This is a genomic window from Streptomyces sp. NPDC047072, assembly GCF_040643855.1.
Lineage (GTDB): Bacteria > Actinomycetota > Actinomycetes > Streptomycetales > Streptomycetaceae > Streptomyces.
The window spans coordinates 20,189-42,837 of the sequence record NZ_JBEYVC010000084.1 but is presented as its reverse complement, the minus strand read 5'-3'; the positions used below and the strand labels follow the sequence as shown (position 1 = coordinate 42,837).

At 70.3% G+C, this 22,649-nt stretch carries 26 protein-coding genes; 14 read left to right on the top strand and 12 right to left on the bottom strand.

Features of this window, described 5'->3' with window-relative positions; genetic code table 11:
* Positions 1-123 precede the first annotated feature (123 nt).
* Positions 124-1,089, bottom strand: a complete 966-nt coding sequence (locus ABZ896_RS30190) for a folate-binding protein (protein ID WP_360936024.1) — start codon at positions 1,087-1,089, stop codon at positions 124-126.
* Between the two features lie 10 nt (positions 1,090-1,099).
* Entirely contained in the window at positions 1,100-1,537 is a 438-nt protein-coding gene (locus tag ABZ896_RS30185) for a transcriptional repressor (RefSeq protein WP_360936022.1), read from the bottom strand.
* Between the two features lie 58 nt (positions 1,538-1,595).
* Here ABZ896_RS30185 and ABZ896_RS30180 point away from each other — a divergent pair, with 58 nt between their 5' ends.
* A complete protein-coding gene (locus tag ABZ896_RS30180) occupies positions 1,596-2,042 on the top strand; it encodes a beta/gamma crystallin domain-containing protein (protein WP_360936020.1) in 447 nt (148 codons plus the stop codon).
* Positions 2,043-2,086: 44 nt separating this feature from the next.
* Here the strand turns inward: ABZ896_RS30180 and ABZ896_RS30175 are convergent, their stop codons facing one another.
* From ABZ896_RS30175 to ABZ896_RS30160, 4 genes are all read right to left on the bottom strand, one after another.
* Positions 2,087-2,662 (bottom strand): FABP family protein, encoded by a 576-nt coding sequence (locus ABZ896_RS30175; RefSeq protein ID WP_360936018.1) that lies wholly within the window; start codon positions 2,660-2,662, stop codon positions 2,087-2,089.
* Between the two features lie 216 nt (positions 2,663-2,878).
* Positions 2,879-3,787, bottom strand: coding sequence for a hypothetical protein (locus ABZ896_RS30170; RefSeq protein ID WP_360936016.1), 909 nt, complete (start codon positions 3,785-3,787; stop codon positions 2,879-2,881).
* Positions 3,784-4,662 carry a hypothetical protein gene (locus ABZ896_RS30165; RefSeq protein ID WP_360936014.1) on the bottom strand — a complete coding sequence of 293 codons (879 nt, stop codon included), beginning with the start codon at positions 4,660-4,662 and terminating at the stop codon, positions 3,784-3,786. Before ABZ896_RS30165 ends, ABZ896_RS30170 begins: the two co-directional genes overlap by 4 nt.
* Positions 4,659-5,384, bottom strand: a complete 726-nt coding sequence (locus tag ABZ896_RS30160; RefSeq protein ID WP_360936012.1) for a hypothetical protein — start codon at positions 5,382-5,384, stop codon at positions 4,659-4,661. Before ABZ896_RS30160 ends, ABZ896_RS30165 begins: the two co-directional genes overlap by 4 nt.
* A 154-nt stretch (positions 5,385-5,538) precedes the next feature.
* On the opposite strand from ABZ896_RS30160, the gene ABZ896_RS30155 reads away from it, so the two are divergent.
* From ABZ896_RS30155 to ABZ896_RS30135, 5 genes are all read left to right on the top strand, one after another.
* A complete protein-coding gene (locus tag ABZ896_RS30155) occupies positions 5,539-5,901 on the top strand; it encodes a DsrE family protein (protein ID WP_360936010.1) in 363 nt (120 codons plus the stop codon).
* A 120-nt stretch (positions 5,902-6,021) separates the two neighbouring features.
* The gene (locus ABZ896_RS30150) at positions 6,022-6,750 is read left to right on the top strand and encodes a DUF2993 domain-containing protein (RefSeq protein WP_360936008.1); all 729 of its coding nucleotides are present in this window, start codon (positions 6,022-6,024) and stop codon (positions 6,748-6,750) included.
* A 374-nt stretch (positions 6,751-7,124) separates the two neighbouring features.
* A complete protein-coding gene (locus ABZ896_RS30145; RefSeq protein WP_360936007.1) occupies positions 7,125-7,964 on the top strand; it encodes a sulfurtransferase in 840 nt (279 codons plus the stop codon).
* A gap of 30 nt (positions 7,965-7,994) precedes the next feature.
* Positions 7,995-8,285, top strand: a complete 291-nt coding sequence (locus ABZ896_RS30140; RefSeq protein ID WP_093904296.1) for a DUF1416 domain-containing protein — start codon at positions 7,995-7,997, stop codon at positions 8,283-8,285.
* 74 nt (positions 8,286-8,359) lie between these two features.
* Positions 8,360-8,614: a DUF3099 domain-containing protein gene (locus ABZ896_RS30135; RefSeq protein ID WP_360936004.1), complete on the top strand. Its 255-nt coding sequence runs from the start codon at positions 8,360-8,362 to the stop codon at positions 8,612-8,614.
* A 231-nt stretch (positions 8,615-8,845) separates the two neighbouring features.
* On the opposite strand, the gene ABZ896_RS30130 is transcribed toward ABZ896_RS30135, so the two are convergent.
* Genes ABZ896_RS30130 through ABZ896_RS30120 form a run of 3 tightly spaced genes read right to left on the bottom strand, consistent with a single transcriptional unit; the run spans position 8,846 to position 11,204 of the window.
* Positions 8,846-10,048, bottom strand: a complete 1,203-nt coding sequence (locus ABZ896_RS30130; RefSeq protein ID WP_360936002.1) for a hypothetical protein — start codon at positions 10,046-10,048, stop codon at positions 8,846-8,848.
* Between the two features lie 2 nt (positions 10,049-10,050).
* Complete coding sequence (locus ABZ896_RS30125) at positions 10,051-10,305, bottom strand: MoaD/ThiS family protein (RefSeq protein ID WP_360936000.1); 255 nt, start codon at positions 10,303-10,305, stop codon at positions 10,051-10,053.
* A 38-nt stretch (positions 10,306-10,343) separates the two neighbouring features.
* Positions 10,344-11,204, bottom strand: coding sequence for an alpha/beta fold hydrolase (locus tag ABZ896_RS30120; protein ID WP_360935998.1), 861 nt, complete (start codon positions 11,202-11,204; stop codon positions 10,344-10,346).
* 118 nt (positions 11,205-11,322) lie between these two features.
* Between ABZ896_RS30120 and ABZ896_RS30115 the strand changes: the two genes are divergently transcribed.
* The 7 genes from ABZ896_RS30115 to ABZ896_RS30085 all read left to right on the top strand — a co-directional run bounded on the left by ABZ896_RS30115 (position 11,323) and on the right by ABZ896_RS30085 (position 19,373).
* Positions 11,323-12,102, top strand: coding sequence for a response regulator transcription factor (locus ABZ896_RS30115; RefSeq protein ID WP_360935996.1), 780 nt, complete (start codon positions 11,323-11,325; stop codon positions 12,100-12,102).
* Between the two features lie 117 nt (positions 12,103-12,219).
* Positions 12,220-13,242: a LacI family DNA-binding transcriptional regulator gene (locus ABZ896_RS30110; protein WP_360935994.1), complete on the top strand. Its 1,023-nt coding sequence runs from the start codon at positions 12,220-12,222 to the stop codon at positions 13,240-13,242.
* A 142-nt stretch (positions 13,243-13,384) separates the two neighbouring features.
* On the top strand, positions 13,385-14,482 hold the full coding sequence (locus ABZ896_RS30105; protein WP_360935992.1) for a trypsin-like peptidase domain-containing protein: 1,098 nt from the start codon (positions 13,385-13,387) through the stop codon (positions 14,480-14,482).
* 30 nt (positions 14,483-14,512) lie between these two features.
* The gene (locus ABZ896_RS30100; RefSeq protein ID WP_360935990.1) at positions 14,513-14,698 is read left to right on the top strand and encodes a hypothetical protein; all 186 of its coding nucleotides are present in this window, start codon (positions 14,513-14,515) and stop codon (positions 14,696-14,698) included.
* A 164-nt stretch (positions 14,699-14,862) separates the two neighbouring features.
* Positions 14,863-15,600: a response regulator transcription factor gene (locus ABZ896_RS30095; RefSeq protein WP_360935988.1), complete on the top strand. Its 738-nt coding sequence runs from the start codon at positions 14,863-14,865 to the stop codon at positions 15,598-15,600.
* Between the two features lie 2 nt (positions 15,601-15,602).
* On the top strand, positions 15,603-17,078 hold the full coding sequence (locus ABZ896_RS30090; RefSeq protein WP_360936028.1) for a HAMP domain-containing sensor histidine kinase: 1,476 nt from the start codon (positions 15,603-15,605) through the stop codon (positions 17,076-17,078).
* A 261-nt stretch (positions 17,079-17,339) separates the two neighbouring features.
* Positions 17,340-19,373 (top strand): pectinesterase family protein, encoded by a 2,034-nt coding sequence (locus tag ABZ896_RS30085; RefSeq protein ID WP_360935986.1) that lies wholly within the window; start codon positions 17,340-17,342, stop codon positions 19,371-19,373.
* Between the two features lie 7 nt (positions 19,374-19,380).
* Here ABZ896_RS30085 and ABZ896_RS30080 read toward each other — a convergent pair whose 3' ends face one another.
* Complete coding sequence (locus ABZ896_RS30080; RefSeq protein WP_360935984.1) at positions 19,381-19,770, bottom strand: hypothetical protein; 390 nt, start codon at positions 19,768-19,770, stop codon at positions 19,381-19,383.
* 4 nt (positions 19,771-19,774) lie between these two features.
* Entirely contained in the window at positions 19,775-19,915 is a 141-nt protein-coding gene (locus tag ABZ896_RS30075) for a hypothetical protein (protein ID WP_360935982.1), read from the bottom strand.
* Between the two features lie 132 nt (positions 19,916-20,047).
* Between ABZ896_RS30075 and ABZ896_RS30070 the strand changes: the two genes are divergently transcribed.
* A complete protein-coding gene (locus tag ABZ896_RS30070) occupies positions 20,048-20,740 on the top strand; it encodes a response regulator transcription factor (protein ID WP_360935980.1) in 693 nt (230 codons plus the stop codon).
* Here ABZ896_RS30070 and ABZ896_RS30065 read toward each other — a convergent pair.
* Positions 20,730-22,496, bottom strand: coding sequence for an ABC transporter ATP-binding protein (locus ABZ896_RS30065; protein WP_360935978.1), 1,767 nt, complete (start codon positions 22,494-22,496; stop codon positions 20,730-20,732). The genes ABZ896_RS30070 and ABZ896_RS30065 overlap by 11 nt on opposite strands.
* Positions 22,497-22,649: the final 153 nt, after the last annotated feature.

Genomic DNA, 22,649 nt, shown 5'->3' with positions numbered 1-22,649 from the left:
AGGAGGCCCTCACCAACGTGACCAGGCACGGGGGCGGTTCGGGGGCGAGGGTGCGGCTGGGGTACGGCGAGGAGCTGCTGCGGATCACGGTCACGCACCAATCCCCTACCAGGCCGGGGGGTGCTACGGCTCGACCACCGTCTCCTGCGCCGCCGCCGTCTCCCCGGCCAGCAGCCGCGCGTCCACCGGGACGTTCCGCTTGACCAGCGCCAACGCGACCGGACCGAGTTCGTGATGCCGTACGGACGTCGTCACGAAGCCGATCTTGCGGCCGTCGGGACCCTCGTCCGCGACCCGCAACTCCGTGCCCGCGGGCGGGAGATGGACGTCGCTGCCGTCGAGGTGGAGGAAGACCAGCCGGCGCGGGGGCTTGCCGAGGTTCTGCACCCGGGCGACGGTCTCCTGGCCGCGGTAGCAGCCCTTCTGGAGGTGAACGGCCGTACCGATCCAGCCCAGTTCGTGCGGGATGGTGCGGTGGTCGGTCTCGAAGCCGAGCCGGGGCCGGTGCTGTTCGACCCGCAGGGCCTCGTAGGCGAGCAGCCCGGCCGCGGGTCCGGACTTCCCGGCGTACGACTCCAGGTCCGTACGCGGGAGGAACAGATCACGGCCGTACGCCGTCTCGCGTACGGCGATCCCGTCCGGCACGTCGGCGATGGAGCCGGCCGGCACATACACGACCGCGAAGTCCTCCGTGCGGTCGGCGACTTCGACCCGGTAGAAGAACTTCATCGACTCCAGGTAGGCGATGAGCGCCTCCTGGGTGCCGGGTTCGACATGGGCCCAGACGGTGGTGCCGTCGTCGACGAGGTAGAGCGCGTGCTCGATGTGGCCGTGCGCCGAGAGGATCAGTGCCTCGGTGGCGCGGCCGGTGGGGAGGTCGCTGACGTGCTGGGTGAGCAGGAGGTGCAGCCAGCTGAGCCGGTCCTCACCGGTGACGGTGACGACACCGCGGTGGGAGAGGTCGACGAATCCGGTGCCGTCGGCGAGGGCGCGCTGTTCGCGGAACAGGTCGCCGTAGTGGGCGGCGACGCCTTCGTCCACGCCTTCGCCGGGGACGGCGCCGGGCAGGGACAGCAGAGGGCTCTTCATATGCACAAGCCTACGACTCGGTAGTTGAAGCCTTGAGGGAACAATCCTTGCAGCGGCCGAAGATCGCGAAGTGCTTCATGTCGGTCTCGAAGCCGAAGGTGTCGCGCAGCTTGGCCGTGAACTCGGCGGCCACCTTGATGTCGGCCTCGATGACGTTCTGGCAGTCGCGGCAGACGAGGTGGATGTGGTGGTGGCGGTCGGCGAGGTGGTACGTCGGCGCGCCGTGCCCCAGATGGGCGTGGCTGACCAGCCCGAGCTCCTCCAGGAGCTCCAGGGTCCGGTAGACCGTCGAGATGTTGACACCCGACGCCGTCTTCTTCACTTCCGTGAGGATGTCGTCGGGGGTCGCGTGCTCCAGGGTGTCCACGGCTTCGAGGACAAGCTGACGCTGCGGCGTGAGTCGATAGCCACGCTGCCTGAGGTCGCTCTTCCAGTCGGTGCTCACCACGGGGTCAAGTCTAGGACCGTTGCCACGAAGGACGTCCACCGACGGATTTTGCCTTCACTTGGCAACCCGTCCGGTTCATGACCTGTCTCACTCGCCGGAAGATCCCCGAGAGAACCAGAGGTCCTCGGTAAACCGAACGATCGTCCGCCGGGCCCTGCGCTTAGCCGGTGTCACCGGTGCCGCGCTGCTGGCGACCGTCACGACCGCCCTCCCCGCCCACGCCATCAACCGGGTGGACTGCGCGGGCCGCAACGACTTCCTGTACTTCGAGGTCGACGGCGTCAACCCCTGCTTCGCCAACGCCGGCACCGTCGACGTCGCCATCTACGGCGTGGGCTGGACGAGCACCGGCAACAACGAGGTGAGCTTCAAGTTCCGTACGGTCCTGGGCGGGCCGCTGTGGGACTCGGGGCGGCTCGCGAAGTGGACGGCGTTCGACCTGGGGCTCGCGTCCGGTTCGTCGAGCGGCGAGGTCCACAAGATCGAGCAGATCGCCGTCTACTGACCTTGCGGACCACCGGGTGACCGTCGGCCCGCTTGAGAAGCCGCCTACTTGAAGAAGGCGATGCCGTCGTCCGGCATGTCGTCGGGGAGGGCCTTGGCCCAGCGTTCGACCTCTTCCGGGGTGACGACCTTCTTCAGGTGGGCCGACATGTAGGGGCGCAGCTCGACCTCGGGGGTCTGCTTCTCGCCGACCCACATGAGGTCGCTCTTGACGTAGCCGTACAGGCGCTTGCCGCCGGAGTAGGGGCCGGAGGCGGCCGTACGGGCCACCGCGTCGGTCACCAGGTCGATCTGCGGCTTCTTGTCGGCCATCTCGCCGTACCAGATCTCGACGACACCGTCGTCGCGGACCATCGTCACCTCGACCTTGCGGTCGGCGTCGATGCGCCAGAAGCCGTGCTCGCTCTCCAGCGGACGGACCTTGTTGCCCTCGCCGTCCAGCACCCAGGTGTGCGAGGCGTACTCCAGGAAGTCCCGGCCGTCGTGGGTGAAGACGACCTCCTGCCCGAAGTTGCATTTCTCGGAGCCGGGGAAGTCGTGCACGCCCGCGCCGGCCCAGTTGCCGAGCAGGAAGGCGAGCGGGACGAGGTCCTTGTGGAGGTCGGACGGGATCTCGATCATGAGTGGCGGTTCCTAGACGTGGGTCAGCGCTGGCCCTGGTACAACTTCTTCACGGTCAGTCCGGCGAAGGCGAGGACGCCGACGCAGACCAGGACCAGCAGGGCTTCGAAGAAGATCTCCACGGGGTGCTCCTCGGATGAGCGTGGTTCGGTACGTGTGCACAGGGCCGGGCCCCAGCTTACGCGGCCGGGGCCCGGGGGGTCGTGCGAGGTCCGTTCACCCCAGGAGCTGCGCCTGGAGGGTGACGGTCTGCCGGAAGGGGACGGTCAGGGCGCTGCCGCGACGGGACTGGACGACCAGGGCGAGAACGTCCCCCGCGGTCAGGTAGGCCTGCCGGGTCTGTTCGGCACCGTACGGCTTGCTCTCGGCGTACGCGACGCGCGTGACGTTCGTGACCAGCGAGGCGTCGGGGAAGTCCTCGTCGGCGACGGAGTCGGCGGCGCCGCGCAGCTCGTAGCCGGGGGCGCCGTACGGGGCGATACCGCCGGTGAGCTCGTCGAGGACCGTGGCGCTGTCGAACTGGAGCAGATAGACGGCGGTGTGCGTGCCGTCGGGGGTGCTCCAGCCGCGGGCCGCGATGTGCCGGAGGCCGTAGTCGGTGAACGTCTGCCCGAGTTCGGCGCGGTCCTCCTTCTCCGCGTACTGGGCGAGGAAGTCCTTCGTCGGCAGCCAGCCGTCCGTGCCGGCCAGCTTCTTGTCGACGGTCGCGCCGTGGGGTGCGGGCAGCACGAGCCGTCGCAGGTCGGCGTAGTGGGAGTCGGTCTCGTTCGTGTCGGCGAAGGGGCCGGGGCGGCCGGAGGGCAACGGCGGCCTGGTGAGCGTGGGGTAGTCCCAACGGCCGTCCGTCGCGGTCTCCAGTCCCGGTACGTCCGTCCGCTCCATCCCCGCGATCCCGTACGCCGTCCCGGCGCCGACCGCCGCGAAGACCACGACGGCCGCGGTCCAGCGCAGGACGGCACGCAGGACCCGGCGGTCCTTCGGAGCGGGTGCCTGCGGCGCTTCCGCACCGGGCTCCACCGCGGCCTCCTCGACCTGTCCCGTCGGCTCGCTCGGCTCCGACGGCTCGGCCTGCTCCGTCTGCTCTGCCTGCTCTGCCTGCTCTGCCTCTTGTGCCTGCTCGGTCATACCGACTCCCCCGGTTCCGCGATGCGGTCGAGCTGCTCGCGCAGCAGCTTCGCAACGCCCTCCTGCACCATCGGCTTCGCGCTCTCCGCGGTGAGGCTGACCAGCACGTTGCCCTGATGCGCGAAGCAGAACATCGTGTCGAGCTTCTCGTCCTCGTCCGCGGGCGCCAGGAAGCAGCGGGCGTCCTTGTGGTCCACGATCTTCGGACCCGGGCGCAGGACGTCGTCCAGCACGTCGACGAACTTCTCCTGGTACCTGGCGATCTCGCGCACGGCCGACGCGTTCTCCATCTGGGACAGCTCGACGGTCACCGTGGCGGACTGCTGGTCGTAGGGGGAGCTGAGGTAGCTGCGCATCGCGATGCCCTTGAGGCGCTGCTTGTCGATCTGCCGCTCCAACGCCTTGCGCTGGGTGCGCGGCAGCCCGCTCAGCGACTCCTTGCGCAGGGCCGTCGCGTGCGCCCCGCTCAGCACGGCGTCGTTGCCGTACTCCCCGATGTCGGGCCCTTTCCGCCACGCGCTGTCGCCGCCGTACGGCAGGAGCATCCCGGAGAGCCCCTTCGCGGCGGCGGGCTTCGCCGTCTCGGCGGCGGCCTTCGGGAACGTCCACACCGGCGCCCCCGCGTCACGGTCGGCCCCGTCGACGGTGACCACGGTGTACCCGACCCCGCCGACGACACCGCCGACCAGCAGCAGCGCCCCCACGAGGGTGGCGGCGCGCCGACGCCGGGCGGGCGCCTCAGCGGCCGCGACGGGCTCCGCCGGTTCGACAGACTCGGCGGGCACGTCGGCTGCGACGGCCTCGGCAACCGGCTCGGGCCCCGGTTCCGGCTTCGTCAGGTCAGTCGGCTCCGGACCGCTCTCGTTCTCGCTCACAGCCGCTCCATCTGACGCTCGGCGAGGTCCATGATCGTCTTCTTGGGGATCCGCTTGCTGTCGTAGACCCGGATCTCCATCACGACGTCACCGCGCCAGGCATACGCCTCCGCCCCGTAGACAGGCACGTACCCGGGCTCGGTGTCGGGCTTGTCGTGCACGTACGCCATGCCCTCCCCGGTACCGGGTATGGCCCAGCTGCGGGTCGAACTCTCCTTGTCCGCCCAGTACTTGCCGTTGTACGCCCCGTCCCCGGCCACGACGTCCTCCACCTGCCGGTACTGGACCAGCCGGACCGTCACCTGCCGGTCCCCGCTCACCCAGCCCACGACGGCCGCACGGCGGAACTCGTCGCCCACCTGGTCCTTGAAGGCCGCGGCGGGATCCTCGTAGAGCTCGGCGTACGCGGCCAGGTCCATCCAGCCGTCGTCGTCGCCCAGCCAGTCGGCGGCCTTCGCCCCGGCCGGCTTCTTCAGCAGCAGCTTGCGCAGGTCGCCGTCCATCTTGACCCGCCGGTCCTCGGCAGCGGACAACGGCTCGGGCGCGGGCCCCTTGGCCTGGACGAGCGTCGGCTGCGAGAGCGAGGGCAGTGCCGTCGGCTCCCGGTCGGCCTGGATCAGATATCCGGTGCACGTCCCGGCGACCATACCGAGTACGGCCGCGACGGCGATCAACAGTGTCGTACGGCCCCGGCGGCGCCCACCGGGTCTGTCTTCGGGCACTTCGGGCACTTCCACTACGTCCCCCACAAAACGTGAAGCGCGCATTCCGTATGCGCGCTCACGGAAGACTCATGAACGCCGGACAGAGTTGTACGCGGTGGGATCACGATCCGGCGACACCGCGCCGGTGCCGTCGCGAGGCTACGCTGCCCGCATGGCGAAGAAGCTCGTGATCAAGGTGACGGCCGGGGCGGATGCGCCCGAGCGGTGTTCGCAGGCGTTCACGGTGGCGGCCGTGGCCGTGGCCAGCGGGGTCGAGGTCTCGCTGTGGCTGACCGGGGAGTCGGCATGGTTCGCGCTGCCGGGCCGCGCCGCCGAGTTCGAACTCCCGCACGCCGCCCCACTTCCCGACCTGCTGGCCTCGATCCTCGCGGGCGGCCGCCTGACCCTCTGCACCCAGTGCGCGGCCCGCCGGGACATCACGGAGAAGGACGTCATCGAGGGCGTACGGATCGCGGGGGCCCAGGTGTTCGTCCAGGAGGCGCTGGCGGACGGGACGCAGGCGCTCGTCTACTGACCGCTCCTCTTGTCACAGCTGCTCGACAATCTCACGGTCCCCTCACCCTGCGCGGTTAGTCTCGCGCTCGACGGCCACCCGTCCTACGCCGACACGAAGCCGCTCTGGGGGAACCACCGCATGCGAGCCCTGCGCATATTTCTCATCATCGTCGTGATCCTCGGCGGGCTGTTCGTCGCCGCCGACCGGCTCGCCGTGCACTTCGCCGAGGGCGAGGTCGCCGACCGGCTCAAGACGCAGGAGGGGCTGGCCGAGACCCCGAGCGTGGACATCAAGGGCTTCCCCTTCCTCACCCAGGTCGCCGGCGGCAAGCTGAACGACGTGCAGGTCGGCATGGACGGCTACGAGGCGGACACCACCGTCGGCGGCACGGTCCGCATCGAGGACCTGGAGGCGACCATGAAGGACGTCTCCTTCTCCGGCGACTACAGCTCGGCGACCGCGGCGACGGCGACCGGCGGGGCGGTCATCCCCTACGGCGAGCTGCTCAAGGCGGCCAAGTCCCAGCCGGTCACGCTCGCTCCCGGCATCACCGCGCAGGTGACCGGCATCAGCGCGGGCGGTGGCGGCAAGATCAAGGTCAGCATCAAGATCTCGGTCGGCGGCGCATCACAGACGTACCCGGTGCTCGCCTCGGTGACCGTCGTCGACGGCGACACGGTGGTCGTCAAGGCCGACTCCCTGCCCAGCCTCGGCATCTCGCTCGCGGACAGCGTCCTGCGCTCGGTCACCGACTTCCAGCAGAAGATCGAGGGCCTGCCCGGCGGCATCAAGCTGAACACGGTCCAGGGCGGGACGAACGGTGTGGAGATCACGGTGAAGGGTTCGAACGTCAAGCTCGCGGGGTAGGACCGGCTCGGCAGCGGACGTAGACCGTCCGAAGGGCGAGACGCCCAGTCCGCACCCCGGCCGTGACCACGGCCACAGGTGCCCGGAACCCCGGGAAACGAAGCGCATCCCCCGCGGTGATCCCACATCCCGGACGATCGCATCTCAAAATACGACACACCGGTGACACGCCCGCCTGTCCGTCCCTACGATCGACAACTATGAAGCGACAGGCGGATCTCACGAAGCGGCGGGCAGTAGACCTGTGCCGCGTCGCCGCCATGCTCTGTCGCCCCTTCTGACGCGGACGGCACCGACCTCCGCATTCCCAGCTGCCCTGCCATGGGCACCCGTGCGCCCCGAACTGCCCCGTACTGCCCCGGAGGAGAAACAGCATGAGCCGCAGCGACGTCCTCGTAGACGCCGACTGGGTCGAGGCCAACCTCGACAACGCCGACATCGCCATCGTCGAGGTGGACGAAGACACGTCCGCCTACGAGAAGAACCACATCCGCAACGCGATCCGCATCGACTGGACCAAGGACCTCCAGGACCCGGTCCGCCGCGACTTCATCGACCAGGAGGGCTTCGAGAAGCTCCTGTCGGCGAAGGGCATCGCCAACGACACGCTGGTGGTCCTCTACGGCGGCAACAACAACTGGTTCGCGTCCTACGCCTACTGGTACTTCAAGCTCTACGGCCACGAGAACGTCAAGCTCCTCGACGGCGGCCGCAAGAAGTGGGAGCTGGACGCCCGCGAGCTGGTCGAGGAGGTGCCCGAGCGCGCCACGACCGACTACAAGGCCAAGCCGCAGAACACCGCGATCCGCGCCTTCCGTGACGACGTCGTCGCCGCGATCGGTTCGCAGAACCTGGTCGACGTCCGCTCCCCCGACGAGTTCTCCGGCAAGCTGCTCGCCCCGGCCCACCTGCCGCAGGAGCAGTCGCAGCGCCCGGGCCACGTCCCGTCCGCCCGCAACATCCCGTGGTCCAAGAACGCCAACGACGACGGCACCTTCAAGTCGGACGACGAGCTCAAGGAGCTCTACGCCGAGGAGCAGGTCGACCTGGCCAAGGACACCATCGCCTACTGCCGCATCGGTGAGCGCTCCGCGCTGACCTGGTTCGTGCTGCACGAGCTGCTCGGCGTGGAGAACGTCAAGAACTACGACGGCTCCTGGACCGAGTACGGCAGCCTCGTCGGCGTTCCGATCGAGCTCGGCGCGAACAAGTAAGCCCGGCCTTTACCCCTCAAGGAGTTCAACATGTGTGGAGCGAAGGCCGGCGGCCCCGACGCCTCGACGATCAAGCCCGGTGAGACCACGATCCAGGGTCAGGTGACGAAGGACGGCGAGCCGGTGACGGGCTACGTCCGTCTGCTGGACTCGACCGGCGAGTTCACCGCGGAGGTTCCCACGTCCGCGACGGGCCAGTTCCGCTTCTACGCGGCCGAGGGCACGTGGACCGTGCGGGCGCTGGTGCCGGGCGGTACGGCCGACCGTACGGTCGTCGTGGCCGAGAAGGGCGCGCTCGCGGAGGTCGCGATCGCGGTCTGAGCACCCTTTTGGTGAAGGGCCGCACCACTTGTCGGGGTGCGGCCCTTCGTCGTGTCCGGACTTACCCTGGAGACATGCTGGCGCGACGACGTCATGTCTACTTCGCCATGATGGGCACGTGCATCGGGCTCTTCGTCCTGGCGTGGGGGGTCGTGCGCCTGTGGTCGATGCCGGTTGCCGTGGGCATGTGCGTGGTGGCGATGGTCATTCCGCCGCTTGCCGCGATCGTGGCGAATCGGCGGGGGCCGGATGACCGGTGGTGGGACGCGCCGTCGGGGGATCCGAAGTCGGACGACTGGTGGGACGAGCTGGACGGCAAGAAGCGGTGACAGTGCCTAGTGGGGTGCCGGGTTCGGTGGTTTGGCGGGTGCGGGCCGGTGGGGGCTGGTCGCGCAGTTCCCCGCGCCCCTAAAAGCACTCACCTGGACCCCATTGGACCGTTGGCCGCGTACGGCCCGCAGCGGCCGGCGTCCCGGCCCCGACCCACCACCGAACCGTGGGCGTCTTTTAGGGGCGCGGGGAACTGCGCAAAACGCCCGCCCCCACCGAACCCGCACGCACTACACGACCGCCCGGCCCAGCACATACACCACCGGTGCCGCCGCAGCCAACGGCAGCGCCACTCCCGCTGTGAAGTGCACGAAGCGGGACGGGTAGTCATAGCTGGCAACCCTGTGACCGATCAGACCGCACACCGCAGCCCCCGCGCCCAGCAGCGCCCCCTTCGCCCCCAGCCCCGTCATCCCGCCCACCGCGATGCCCGCACCGGCCGCGGCGAGCAGGGAGACGGTCACCGACGCCGGGGTCGGCAGGGGCAGCGCGCGAGCCAGAACGGCCACCGCGACCGCAGCCGCGCCTACCGACACCGCATCCGGGTCCGCCGCGAGATACCCGCCCGCCACGATCGCCAGCGCCGCCGAGGCAACCGTGGCCATCAGCCCGTACATCCGCTCGTCCGCATCCGCATGCGACCGCAGCTGGAGCACCAGGGACAGCAGCACCCACACACCGAGCGTGCCGAGAATCGCCGCGGGACCGTTCTCCCGGCCCGCCACGAGGAGCACCGCGTCCGCGACCAGCGCACCGAGGAACGCCAGCGCGATCCCCTGCCGGGCCGGCCACATGCCGTTCAGCCGGAACCACCCCGCCGCGGTGACCGCCTGCAGCAGCACGAGCGGCACGAGCAGCCCGTACGACCCCACGGCCGCCGCCCCGGCGAGCAGCAGCCCGAGCAGCGCGGTGAGCGCGGCAGGCTGCCCCCCGGGCTCGATGATGGGCGACCGCCCCTCGGCACGCGCCCGCTGCGCGTCGGTGATCCGGGCGTTGCCCGCGAGCGTGGAGGGCCCGTAGCCCGCTCCGCCCTCGGAGGTCACGGCGTGAGGGGCCGCCGATGCCTCCGCAGGCATCGCGTAGGGAGCCGCCTGCTGCTGAGGGCGCGAGGCGGCGCCGTGGCCCTGTTGCTGAGGGTGCGCGCCAGTCCCGTAGCCCTGCTGCTGGGGATGCGAGCCAGCCTCGTAGCCCTGCTGCTGCGCATGCGAGCCAGCCTCGTAGCCCTGCTGCCGCGGGTCGGCGCCATACCCCTGCGGCGGCAGATACGCCTGCTCCGGCGCCGCAGGCGTGTGGACCTGCGTGTCCCACGTCTGCCCCTGCCACTGCTGGGTGTGCTGCCGGTCGCCCTGCGCCTCGTCGTACCCCTGCTGCGCGGGCCACCCCTGTTGCTGGGGATACGGCGGGTACCCCTCGTACGGCTGCTGGTCGCTCATCGTCATCCTCCTGCGAACGGCGGGAGCACCTCGACCGTGCCGCCGTCGGCCAGCCGTACCGTCTCATGCCCGCGGGTGCCCACGGGGTCGCCGTCGACGAGGAACGAGCATCGCAGCAGGACGCGCGTGAGCTCACCGGGGTGTCGCTCGCGCACCGCGCCCAGCGCCTCGGCGAGCGTGTCCGCGTCGAACACCTCCTCGCCCACGCCGGCCGCGGCCTTCGCGGCGGCCCAGTAGCGCACCGTGACCTCTGGCATCCGCTTCCTCGATCGATCGTCGATGTGTGCCGCCCAGGCTAGCGGGCCGCTGTGACAGCCCAGTCCCCGATGCGGCCGAGCAGCTCGTCCGAGGAGGCGTGCTCCGCGTGGCCCATGGGCTCCAGCCACAGGTCGGCGTGGCCGGCGGCGGCCTTCGCGAGCATCCGCGGGTGGTCGAGGGGAAAGTAGCCGTCGCGGTCGCCGTGGACGATCAGCAGGGGGGTGGGGGCGATCCTCGGGACCGCTTCCACGGGCGAGAGGGGGACCGGGTCCCAGTCCCGGTGGTGGATGCGGGTACGGAAGCCGTAGCGGCCGAGCAGACGGCCCTCGGGGCGGGTTATCAGCCAGTGGACCCTTCGCATAGGGGCTGTGCCGCGGTAGTACCACCGGGCCGGTGCACTGACCGAGACCACGGCGTCGGAATACGCCCCCGTGCGACCGTCGTGCTCCCGCCGGTACAGCGCCGCGTGCCGCAACACGACCGAACCGCCCATGGAGAAGCCGACGGTCACCACGCGCGCGTGGCCGAGTTCGCGCGCCCAGCCCACCGCGGCGGCCAGGTCGAGGACCTCGCGGTCGCCCACCGTGGAGCGCCCGCCGGAGGCGCCGTGGCCGCGGAAGGAGAACGAGACGACACCGCCGTACTGCGTGAACGCCTCCACCACCCGGCGAACATGAGGACGATCCGCGTCACCCGTGAAGCCGTGCGCGATCACGAACACCGGACCACGTACGGATGGCGCGGAAGTGTCGTATACGGAGGCCGGCGGGTCGTATACGGAATCGATCGTCACGCCATCGGCGGTGTGCAGAAACGTCCGTATAGGTGCGGCTCTGTGTGTCTCAGAGTTCGGGATCGTGGTGGAACGCGCCACACGACCTGCCGGATCGATGCTCATGTGGGCTATTCTCCTGAACAGAGGACTCGGGCAACGCAGCCCCCGGGTCCTTTTGTGCTTTCGGATCACCTGTATACGAAAGCTGTCACCTCGCCGGGACCGAGGAGGAACCAGTCGAATGAGTTCTCTGCTGCTCCTGACCAACGCACTCCAGCCGTCGACGGAGGTGCTCCCGGCTCTCGGCCTGCTCCTGCACAACGTGCGCGTGGCCCCGGCCGAGGGTCCCGCGCTCGTGGATACCCCCGGCGCCGACGTGATCCTCATCGACGGCCGCCGTGACCTGCCCCAGGTGCGCAGCCTGTGCCAGCTGCTGCGCTCGACCGGGCCGGGCTGTCCGCTCATCCTCGTCGTCACCGAGGGCGGCCTCGCCGCCGTCACCGCCGACTGGGGCATCGACGACGTCCTCCTCGACACCGCCGGGCCCGCCGAGGTCGAGGCGCGGCTGCGCCTGGCCATGGGCCGGCAGCAGATCGTCAACGACGACTCCCCCATGGAGATCCGCAACGGCGACCTGTCGGTCGACGAGGCGACGTATTCCGCGAAGCTCAAGGGCCGGGTCCTCGACCTGACCTTCAAGGAGTTCGAGCTCCTCAAATACCTCGCCCAGCACCCGGGCCGCGTCTTCACGCGCGCGCAGCTGCTGCAGGAGGTCTGGGGCTACGACTACTTCGGCGGCACCCGGACGGTCGACGTCCACGTACGACGGCTGCGCGCCAAGCTCGGCGTGGAGCACGAGTCGCTGATCGGGACCGTCCGCAACGTCGGTTATCGATTCGTTACGCCCGAGAAGGGCGGGGCTGCCGCGACCGACGAGGCGAAGGCCAAGGACCGGGCAAAGGTGGAGGAAGCGGACGAGAACGCCGCCCTGGACGCCACCGAGGTACCGGCCGAGGCATAAGAGGGACCCCGCCCGGGCATGGCTCCCGCACGGCATCGCGCCGAACGGGTACCGCGGGAGCACCGGGCCTTCCCTTTCGCCCTGCCCAGAGTGGGTCCATCCGCGTAGACTCCGCGCGTGGCCAAGGTGACTCGAGATGACGTGGCGCGACTGGCAGGGACCTCCACTGCCGTCGTCAGTTATGTCATCAACAACGGACCCCGGCCGGTCGCCCCGGCCACGCGCGAGCGTGTCCTCGCCGCGATCAAGGAGCTGGGCTACCGGCCCGACCGGGTCGCCCAGGCGATGGCGTCCCGCCGTACGGATCTCATAGGCCTGATCGTCCCGGACGCGCGCCAGCCGTTCTTCGCGGAGATGGCCCACGCGGTCGAACAGGCCGCCTCCGAGCGCGGCAAGATGGTGCTCGTCGGCAACTCCGACTACATCGCCGAGCGCGAGACCCACTATCTGCGGGCCTTCCTCGGGATGCGGGTCTCGGGGCTGATCCTCGTCTCGCACGCGCTCAACGACCTCGCGGCGGCCGAGATCGAGGCCTGGGACGCGCGCGTGGTGCTGCTCCACGAGCGGCCGGAGGCGATCGACGACGTCGCCGTCGTCCTCGACGACCTCACGGGCGCGAAGGCGGCCGTGGACCATCTGCTGAGCCACGGCTACCCCTATGTCGCCTGTCTGGGCGGCACCGCCGACACCCCGGCGGTCGGCGACCCCGTCTCCGACCACGTCGAGGGCTGGCGCCGCGCGATGGACGAGGCCGGCATCCCGACCGAGGGGCGGCTCTTCGAGGCGCCGTACAACCGCTACGACGCCTACCAGGTGGCGCTGGGGATCCTCTCCGGCCCCGAGCGGCCGCCGGCGGTCTTCTGCTCCACGGACGACCAGGCGATCGGTGTGCTGCGCGCGGCGCGCGAGCTGCGGATCGACGTGCCCGGCGAGCTGGCGGTGGCCGGCTTCGACGACATCAAGGAAGCGGCGCTGGCGGACCCGCCGCTGACAACGATCGCATCGGACCGTTCGGCGATGGCCCGGTCCGCGGTGGACCTCGTCCTGGACGACGGGCTGCGGGTCGCGGGCTCGCGCCGGGAGCGGCTGAAGGTGTTCCCGACGAAGCTGGTCGCGCGGCGGTCCTGCGGCTGCGAGTAGCGCGCGGCCCGGCTTTATGAACGCCGTCTGAGAGACCTCCCCGAGCTGCGAGAACCCGCTTTATATCGGGCATACGAGGTTCTGCCGGGCTTCTCAGCGAGCACTCAGGAAGCTCTCATGGTCGGGGGACAAGCTCTCTTACATGACCGAGAGCTTCCGCCGCGACGGCGAGTACGAGCAGTACGCGAACCCGTATCAGGGCGCCCAGCAGCACGACGCCTCCCCCGTGAACCCGGAGTGGCCGCCTCCCCCGGCCCGGCCGCCGGCCTCCTTCGCCTCCGAAGGCGCCGGTGAGGGCGACGACAACGGCGGCGGAACCGCTCTCCTCACCGCACCCCCGTCCCCCGCCCCCGCTCCGAAGAAGCGCGCCCGGGGCCCGCTCGCCCTCCTCGCCGCCGTGGCGATCGTCGCCGCGGCGATAGGGGGCGGCACGGCCTACGGCATCCAGGAGCTGACCGGCAACGACACGGTCGCCTCCAGCAGCACCAGCACCAATGTGGTGCCGTCCTCCGCCAAGGGCACGGTCTCCGGCGTGGCCGCCGCGGTCAGCCCGAGCATCGTCGAGATCAACGCCACCTCGAACGCCGGTGAGTCCACCGGTTCCGGTGTGATCATCACCAGCGACGGCGAGATCATCACCAACAACCACGTCATCTCCGGCGCCTCCTCCATCAAGGTGAGCACCAGCGACGGCAAGACCTACACCGCGAAGGTCGTCGGCACCGACAGCAAGAAGGACCTGGCCCTGATCAAGCTGGAGAACGCCTCCGGCCTCCGGGTGGCCACCCTCGGCAACTCCGCCGGTGTCCAGGTCGGCGACCAGGTCGTGGCGATCGGCTCCCCCGAGGGCCTGACCGGCACCGTCACCAGCGGCATCATCTCCGCGCTCAACCGGGACGTCACCGTCTCGACGGACGAGAGCCAGGGCCAGCAGCAACAGCAGCAGGGCGGGGGCTGGCCGTTCGAGTTCGGCGGCCAGCAGTTCAACGGCGACACGGGTACGTCCACGACGACGTACAAGGCGCTGCAGACCGACGCCTCCCTGAACCCCGGCAACTCCGGCGGCGCGCTGATCGACATGAACGGCAACATCATCGGGATCAACTCGGCGATGTACTCGGCCGCCGGATCCTCCTCCTCGTCCGACGCGGGCAGCGTGGGCCTCGGCTTCGCCATCCCGATCAACACCGTCAAGGCCGACCTCGCCACGCTGCGGGCCGGCGGCGCCGACAACAACTGACCCCCGCGTCACGCGCGTAAGGAGTACGTCATGATCCAGCAGGTTTCGCACACGGTGGCCGGCACCGACCCGGCCGGGTTCGCCCTCGCCCTGGAGGTGGCGTACGAACTGCACGCACCGGCCCCACGGGCGCCCGAGGTGGCGTCCGGGTCGGTGGCCCGCCGTGGCATGACCCCGGGAACCCGCACCCGCCGCCGCAGCGCCGCCCGCGGCTAGGGCGCTTCTGACGGATCTCCGCGGCGCCCCGCGACGCCGGCATGATCCGCCGGACAGGCCCTGACCGCAGCGCCTTTACGCACCCGCAGGGAACCGTGCGAGGCTGAAAGTGTTCAGTACCTTCAGTCCGCCGTTGTCCCACCGCACCCGAGGAATCCGAAGCCATGAGCCCCGCCGAAGGCGACCGTGACCCCCAGCGCATCCTGATCGTCGACGACGAGCCGGCGGTGCGCGAAGCACTCCAGCGCAGCCTCGCCTTCGAGGGCTACGACACGGAGGTCGCCGTGGACGGCGCGGACGCGCTCGACAAGGCGACGCAGTACCAGCCGGACCTGGTCGTCCTGGACATCCAGATGCCCCGCATGGACGGCCTGACCGCCGCCCGCCGGATCCGGGGCGCCGGTGACACCACGCCCATCCTGATGCTGACGGCCCGTGACACGGTCGGCGACCGGGTCACCGGGCTCGACGCGGGCGCCGACGACTACCTGGTCAAGCCCTTCGAACTCGACGAGCTGTTCGCCCGCGTCCGGGCGCTGCTGCGGCGCTCCTCCTACGCGGCGGCGGCCGGGGCGGCGACCGCCGAGGACGACGAGGCGCTCACCTTCGCCGACCTGCGGATGGATCTCGCGACGCGCGAGGTCACCCGGGACGGGCGGCCGGTGGAGCTGACCCGGACGGAGTTCACGCTCCTGGAGATGTTCATGGCGCACCCGCGCCAGGTCCTGACGCGCGAGCAGATCCTCAAGGCGGTCTGGGGCTTCGACTTCGAGCCCTCGTCCAACTCCCTCGACGTGTACGTGATGTACCTGCGCCGCAAGACCGAGGCCGGCGGCGAGCCGCGGCTCGTCCACACGGTGCGCGGGGTCGGGTACGTCCTGCGCCAGGGCGGCGCGGAGTGAAACTGCTGCGCCGCTACCGCTCCCTGCCGATCCGCACGCGGCTGTCCCTGCTGGTGGCGGCCGCGGTGGCGTTCGCGGTGGCGGCGGTCTCGGTGACGTGCTGGTTCATCGTGCAGGGGAAGCTGTACGACCAGGTCGACGCCGATCTCAAGAAGATGCGCCAGCCGCAGCGGTACGACCAGGTGGTGGAACTGCTCAGCAGTTGTCCGCAGACCCCGTCGACCGACCAGACCTACCGGGCCGGCACCAACGACCTCGGGACCCGCAACACCTACATCCAACTGGTGAAGGAGAACGGCAAGTTCTGCGTCTCCGCGACCTCGGCGGGCGTCGTCAAGGTCACCGGCGCCGACAAGGACGTCATCAAGAACGTCACCGTCACCGGCGACGGGATCATCCGCAACGGCACCGACAGCGACGGCAACGCCCTGCGGGTGCTCACCATGCCCCTGCTCGTCAGCCAGGGTATGAACAGCCCGCCGCAGATCTACCCCGGCGCCGCGGTGAGCATCGCCGTCTCCCTCAAGGGCACCCAGTCCACGCTCAACGATCTCGCCCTGATCCTCCTCCTCGTCTCCGGCATCGGTGTGCTCGCCGCCGGCGCCGCCGGACTCGCCGTCGCCCGTGCGGGGTTGCGGCCCGTCGACAAGCTCACCGAGGCCGTCGAGCATGTCGCCCGGACCGAGGACCTGAGCGTCCGCATCCCCGTCGAGAGCGATGCCGAGGACGAAGTCGCCCGGCTGTCGCGGTCGTTCAACTCGATGACCAGTTCGCTCGCCAACTCCCGTGAGCTGCAGCAGCAGTTGATCGCCGACGCCGGGCACGAGCTGCGCACCCCGCTGACCTCCCTGCGCACCAACATCGAACTCCTCACCCGCAGCGAGGAGACCGGCCGGCCCATCCCCGAGGCCGACCGCAAGGCGCTGCTCGCCTCGGTGAAGGCGCAGATGACCGAACTGGCCGCGCTGATCGGCGACTTGCAGGAGCTGTCGCGGTCGGAGGGCCAGCGCGGCGAACGCGTGCAGGTGGTGGCGCTGGAGGACACCGTGGAGGCGGCCCTGCGCCGGGCCCGGCTGCGCGGTCCGGAGCTGACCATCAACGCCTCGCTGGAGCCCTGGTACACCCGGGCCGAACCGGCCGCGCTTGAGCGTGCGGTGGTCAACATCCTCGACAACGCGGTGAAGTTCAGCCCTGAGGCGGGCACGGTCGAGGTCCGGCTCGCCGACGGTGTCCTCACTGTCCGCGACCACGGCCCCGGCATCCCCGCCGAGGAACTCCCGCACGTCTTCGACCGGTTCTGGCGCTCCCCGAGCGCCCGGGCGCTCCCCGGTTCCGGCCTCGGCCTGTCGATCGTGGCCCGCACGGTGGAACAGGCCGGCGGCGAGGTCACCCTGGCCCGCGCCGAGGGCGGCGGCACCATCGCGACCGTACGCCTGCCGGGGGCCCCGACACCGCCGCCGGAGAACGTCACGGGTTAGGGCCTGTCCGGCGGATCAGGCCGGCTGCAAGAAGCGGTGCTGACCGGTGCAGGTGAGCGGGGCGGTGGGCGTTCCCCGCGCGAGCGAAGCCGAGCGCTGGGGAGTCGGCAACCGACGACAACGCGGCAGACAGGCGTGCCCAGCCCCGCGACGCCGGCATGCTCCGCCGGACAGGCCCCAAGCGCTCCGGGCGGCAACCTTCCTGGCGAGGGTGGCGACTGCACTGCGGTCCCTTACCCCCGCACGGAACGGAAACCCCCCATGGCTCAGCATCGTCGACGCCGAACCGCCGTAGCTTTCGGTGTTCCGCTCGCCCTGACCGCCGCCGGCGGCCTCACCTACGGTCTGCTGCCCGGCGGCCAGCCGCACGCGTCCGCCGCCACCACCGCCGCCCCCGCCTGGGCGACCGCCACCGCCGACGGGTTCGCGTCCGTCAACGCCCTCGGGCAGAACGGGACTTACGGCGGGCGGGACGGTCAGATCGTCACCGTGAAGACGCTCGCCGACCTGGAGAAGTACGCGACCGCGAGCGAGCCGTACGTCATCGTCGTCGCCGCGACCATCACCATGGACCCCGTCGGGAAAGAGATCAAGGTCCAGTCGAACAAGACGATCGTGGGGTCCGGGACGTCCGGGCAGATCGTCGGCGGTGGCTTCTTCCTCGGCGAGGGCGTGCACAACGTCATCATCCGCAACCTGACGATCCGGGACGCCTACCAGGGCGTGTGGAACGACAAGGAGCACGACTTCGACGCCATCCAGATGGACGGCGCCCACCACGTGTGGATCGACCACAACGACCTGCGGCACATGGCCGACGGACTCATCGACAGCCGCAAGGACACCACCTACCTCACGGTCTCCTGGAACAAGCTCAGCCAGGAGAACAAGGCGTTCGGCATCGGCTGGACCGAGAACGTCACCGCGGACATCACGATCCACCACAACTGGATCCGCGAGACCGAGCAGCGCAACCCCTCCACGGACAACGTCGCCCACGCGCACCTGTACAACAACTACCTGGAGGACGTGGCCGGGACGGACATCACGTCCTCCTACGGCAACTACTCGCGCGGCGCGACCAGGATGGTGCTGGAGAACTCCTACTTCCAGGGCATCAACAACCCCGTGATCAAGGACAGTACGGCGAGCATCGTCCAGAAGGGCAACACGTTCGTCGGGACGAGCGGGCGGAACGAGAGCGGGGGCACGGCCTTCGATCCGAAGACGTACTACTCCTACACGCTCGACAAGACGGCGGACGTGCCGGCGTTGTTGAAGTCCGGTGCGGGGCCGCGCAGTTCGATCGGTACGACGGCCACCACCAAGGCCGCCGCGGCCACGACGCTCACCGTCGCCAAGGACGGCAGCGGGCAGTACTCCACCGTGCAGGCCGCGGTGAACGCCGTACCGGCCAACAACCCCTCGCGCGTGGTCATTTCGGTCAAGCCGGGGACGTACCGCGAACTCGTCAAGGTGCCCTCCAACAAGCCGCACGTCACCATCCAGGGCACCGGGGGCAGCCGTGGCGACACGGTGATCGTCTACAACAACGCGTCCGGTACGCCGAAGCCGGACGGTTCGGGGACGTACGGCACCGGGGGCAGCGCGACCGTCGCCGTCGAGGCGGACGACTTCCAGGCGCGCAACCTCACCATCTCCAACGACTTCGACGAGAAGGCGAACCAGAACATCGCCCAGCAGGCCGTCGCGCTGCGCACCGCCGCGGACAAGGTGTTCCTGGACGGGGTCATCGTCAGCGGCGACCAGGACACGCTGCTCGTGGACACCGCGGCGAAGGACAAGCTGGGCCGGGTCTACATGACGAACTCCTACGTCGTCGGCAACGTCGACTTCATCTTCGGGCGGGCCACCGCGGTGATCGACAAGTCCGTCATCACGCTGAAGAAGCGGTGGGACGGCACCTCCGCCGGGTTCGTCACCGCACCCAGCACGGTCGCGAACCGCAAGGGCATCCTGATCGCCAACTCGGCGGTGAACGGGGACGTCTCGGCGGCGAGCTTCTACCTGGGCCGCCCCTGGCACGCCGGCGGCGACGCGACCCTCGACCCCCAGACGACGGTCCGCAACACGTCCCTGTCGGCCGCGGTCAAGTCCACCCCCTGGACCGACATGAGCGGCTTCTCCTGGAAGGACGACCGCTTCGCCGAGTACAAGAACACCGGCGCGGGCTCAGGACCGGCCTCATCGAACCGCCCCCAACTCACCGACACCCAGGCCGCCGACCAGGAGGTGGCCGACTGGCTGGGCGACTGGGCCCCGAGCGCGTCCTGAGAACGGATCAGTAGAAGCCGAGCATGCCGGGCGAGTCGATGTCCACGGTGACCACGCCCGGCGGGTAGGCCTCCTCCCGGGCCGTGAGCAGGATCGACATACCCGTGAACTCGGCGCGGGGCAGCGCGCAGTAGAGAGCGTGACAGGTGTCGGGCCCGCCGTACCCGTCCCGGATCATGGTGCCGACGGTGACCGACGAGACCGTGTCCAGGGGGTCGACGACGACGGAGGAGAACGCGAGGACCCGGCGCGCCGCGTCGGCGTCCTCGGCCTCCGCCTGCATGAGGCACAGGGCGGGGATCCGCAACAGGTCACCCGGTGTGCGAGCCATATTCGCGGCGAGCAGGTTCAGTGTCTTGTGTCCGTCGGCCAGCGCCCTGGTGGCACCGGTGTCCAAGTGATCACGTGGCAGTCTCCCCCGCCGAGCGCGTCTTCTTGGCAGCGATCACATCGCGGACCACCTGACGGTCGGCCGCCACCCGGTCCGCGATCTGTTCCGTCGTCGGCAGCTGGGCTGCTGGGCTGCTCATGCGTTCTGCCATGGATCCACCGTAGGCACACCACAGAACCGTGTGTCCCGAATGGTGTCCTCTCCCCCCGAACGCATCGGCACCCCCAGCCCACCCACACCCCCCTGCCAGCCCCGCCACAGCCCCTCACCCCACGTTGGTGGGATGGCGGAGAAGATTCTGCTGGCCGATGACGACCTGGACGTGCGGGAAGGTCTCGGGCGGCTGTTGAGGTTCGAGGGGTACGAGACCGTGCTCGCCGCGGACGGGCGTATCGCGCTGGAGCTCGTGGGGGCGAGCGATCTTGTGCTCATGGACGTACAGATGCCCGGTCTCGACGGGCTTGCCGCCACGCGGCGGATCCGGGCCTCCGGCTCGACCGTGCCGATCCTGATGATCACCGGCCGGGACGCCGTGGGCGACCGTATCGTCGCCCTGGACAACGGCGCCGACGGCTACCTCAGCAAGCCCTTCGAGCCGGAGGAACTCCTCGCCCGGGTCCGCGCCCTGCTCCGCCGCACGGCCCCCCGGCCCGCTCCGCCCGCGCAGTCCCCCGCCGACCTGGTCTTCCAGGACCTCGCCGTGGACCTGCGCACCCGCACCGTCACCCGCGCCGGCCGCCCCCTGACGCTGACCCGGACCGAGTACGACCTCCTCGTCCACCTGATGCGCCACCCGGCGAAGGCCCTCAGCCGCTCCCATCTCCTCAGGGAGGTCTGGGGGTTCGACTTCGAGCCCGCCTCCAACACCCTCGACGTCTACGTCATGTACCTGCGCAGAAAGCTGGAGAGCCACGGCGAACCGCGGCTCATCCAGACCGTGCGGGGACTCGGGTACAGCCTGCGCGTCAGCGCGTAAAAGGCAGCCGCAGCACCATCGTCTCCTCCGGCAGCGGGCCGAGAAGGCGGGCATAGGCGCCCCGCCGCGCGACCAGTTCCGCGTGCGTCCCCGCCTCCACCAGCCGGCCGCCGTCGACCACCAGGATCCGGTCCGCGTCCGGCGCCAGGCTCAGATCATGCGTGATCATGATCGTCGTACGGCCGGACATCAGCCGTCGCAGCGGCTGTACGACCTGGCGGGCGGCGACCGAGTCGAGGCCGGCCGTGGGTTCGTCGAGGATCAGGACGGGCGCGGCCCGGAGCATCGCGCGGGCGATGGTGATCCGCTTGAGCTGGCCGCCGGACAGCGCCGCCGTTCCGGGGGCGATCTCGGTGTCGTAGCCCTCGGGGAGGGCCGCGATGAAGTCGTGGGCCGCCGCCGTCCGCGCCGCCTCCTCGATCTCCCCGTCGGTCGCCTCCGGGCGGCCCGCCGCGATGTTCTCGCGGATCGTGCCGTTGAGGATCAGCGTCTCCTGCGGGAGCAGCGCGACCTGCTCGCGCAGGAACTCCAGGCCCAGCTGCGTCAGGGGCACGCCGTCCAGGGTGATCACGCCGGCCGAGGGGTCGTAGAAGCGGGTGAGGAGCTTGGACAGGGTGGACTTTCCGGCGCCGCTCGGGCCGGTGACGATGACCAGCTCGCCGGGGGCGGCCGAGAAGGTGACGTCGCTGACCGAGGGGCGGGGCGCGTTCGGGTAGGTGAAGCTCACCCCGTGGAATCCGACCCAGCCGCGCACCGGCCACGCGGGCACGGGTTCGTCCGGGTCCCCGACGGAGGGCTCGGCGTCCAGGATCTCCCCGAGCCGCTCGGCACCCGCGGTCGCCGCCGTGAGGGTCAGCCCGAGCTGGCCGAGGTTGCGGACCGGCGGGTAGAGATAGCCGATGAACGCGGCGAAGGCGAGGAGCTGACCGAGCGTCATGCGGTCGGCGGAGATCTCCCAGACCCCGAGGCCGATGACGGCGAGCACGCACACCGTCTCGACGACCTCGACGAACTGCTCGTACATCTCGCTCAGTCGGGCACCGCGCACCGACGCCTTCATCCAGGCGCGGGCCTCGACGTCGAGGCGCTTCTCCTCGTCGCCGCGCCGGTTGTAGGCCTGGGTCAGCACGACGTTGCCGAGCGACTCCTCCACCACGGAGGTGATCGCGCCGTCGGCGACCCGCTCGTCCTGGGAGGCCTCCTTGATACGGCCGGAGAAGCGGCGGGCGGCGACCAGGAACAGCGGGGCCAGCACGAAGGTGACCAGCGCCAGGTCCCAGCGGAGGTACAGGGCGGCCGCGGAGTAGAAGACGGCGGAGAAGGCGGCGGCGACCGTGCCGACGACGCCCGAGACGACCATCTGCTCGATCGCCTCGACGTCCCCGGTGAGGCGTTCGACCAGGTCGCCCTGGCGGTGCTTCTGGAAGAAGTGCGGGGGCATTCCCTGGATGTGCCGGAAGACCTTGGCGCGCAGGCGCAGCACGAATCTCTCGGCCGTCCAGGTCGCGAGCGAGTTGCCGAGGTAGCCGACGAGCGCGCCGAGGGCGGCGACGCCGAGCCAGGCGCCGGCCGGGCCCCAGAACGCGGAGAGCGAACCGGCCTTCAGGGCGGTGTCGGTGAGCTGCGCGAACAGCAGGATCGCGGCGGTCTCGGCGAGCGCGGAGACCACCACGCAGGCCACGATCGCCAGCAGCCACTTGCGGTCGCCGCGGGTCAGCGGCCAGAACCTGCGGAAGGCCTCGCGGACTTCCCTCATGATCAGCAACTCCTTCCGGGTGCCGGGACAGGGCCGAGGCGGGGCCCCCGGCGCGAGACGCGCTCGCTAACCGGTGGCCCCGCCTCGTGGCGTTCCGGCTCAGCCCTTGTGGGCGACCGGCCGGCGCTTCGGGGCGGCCTTCTTCGGCTGCGG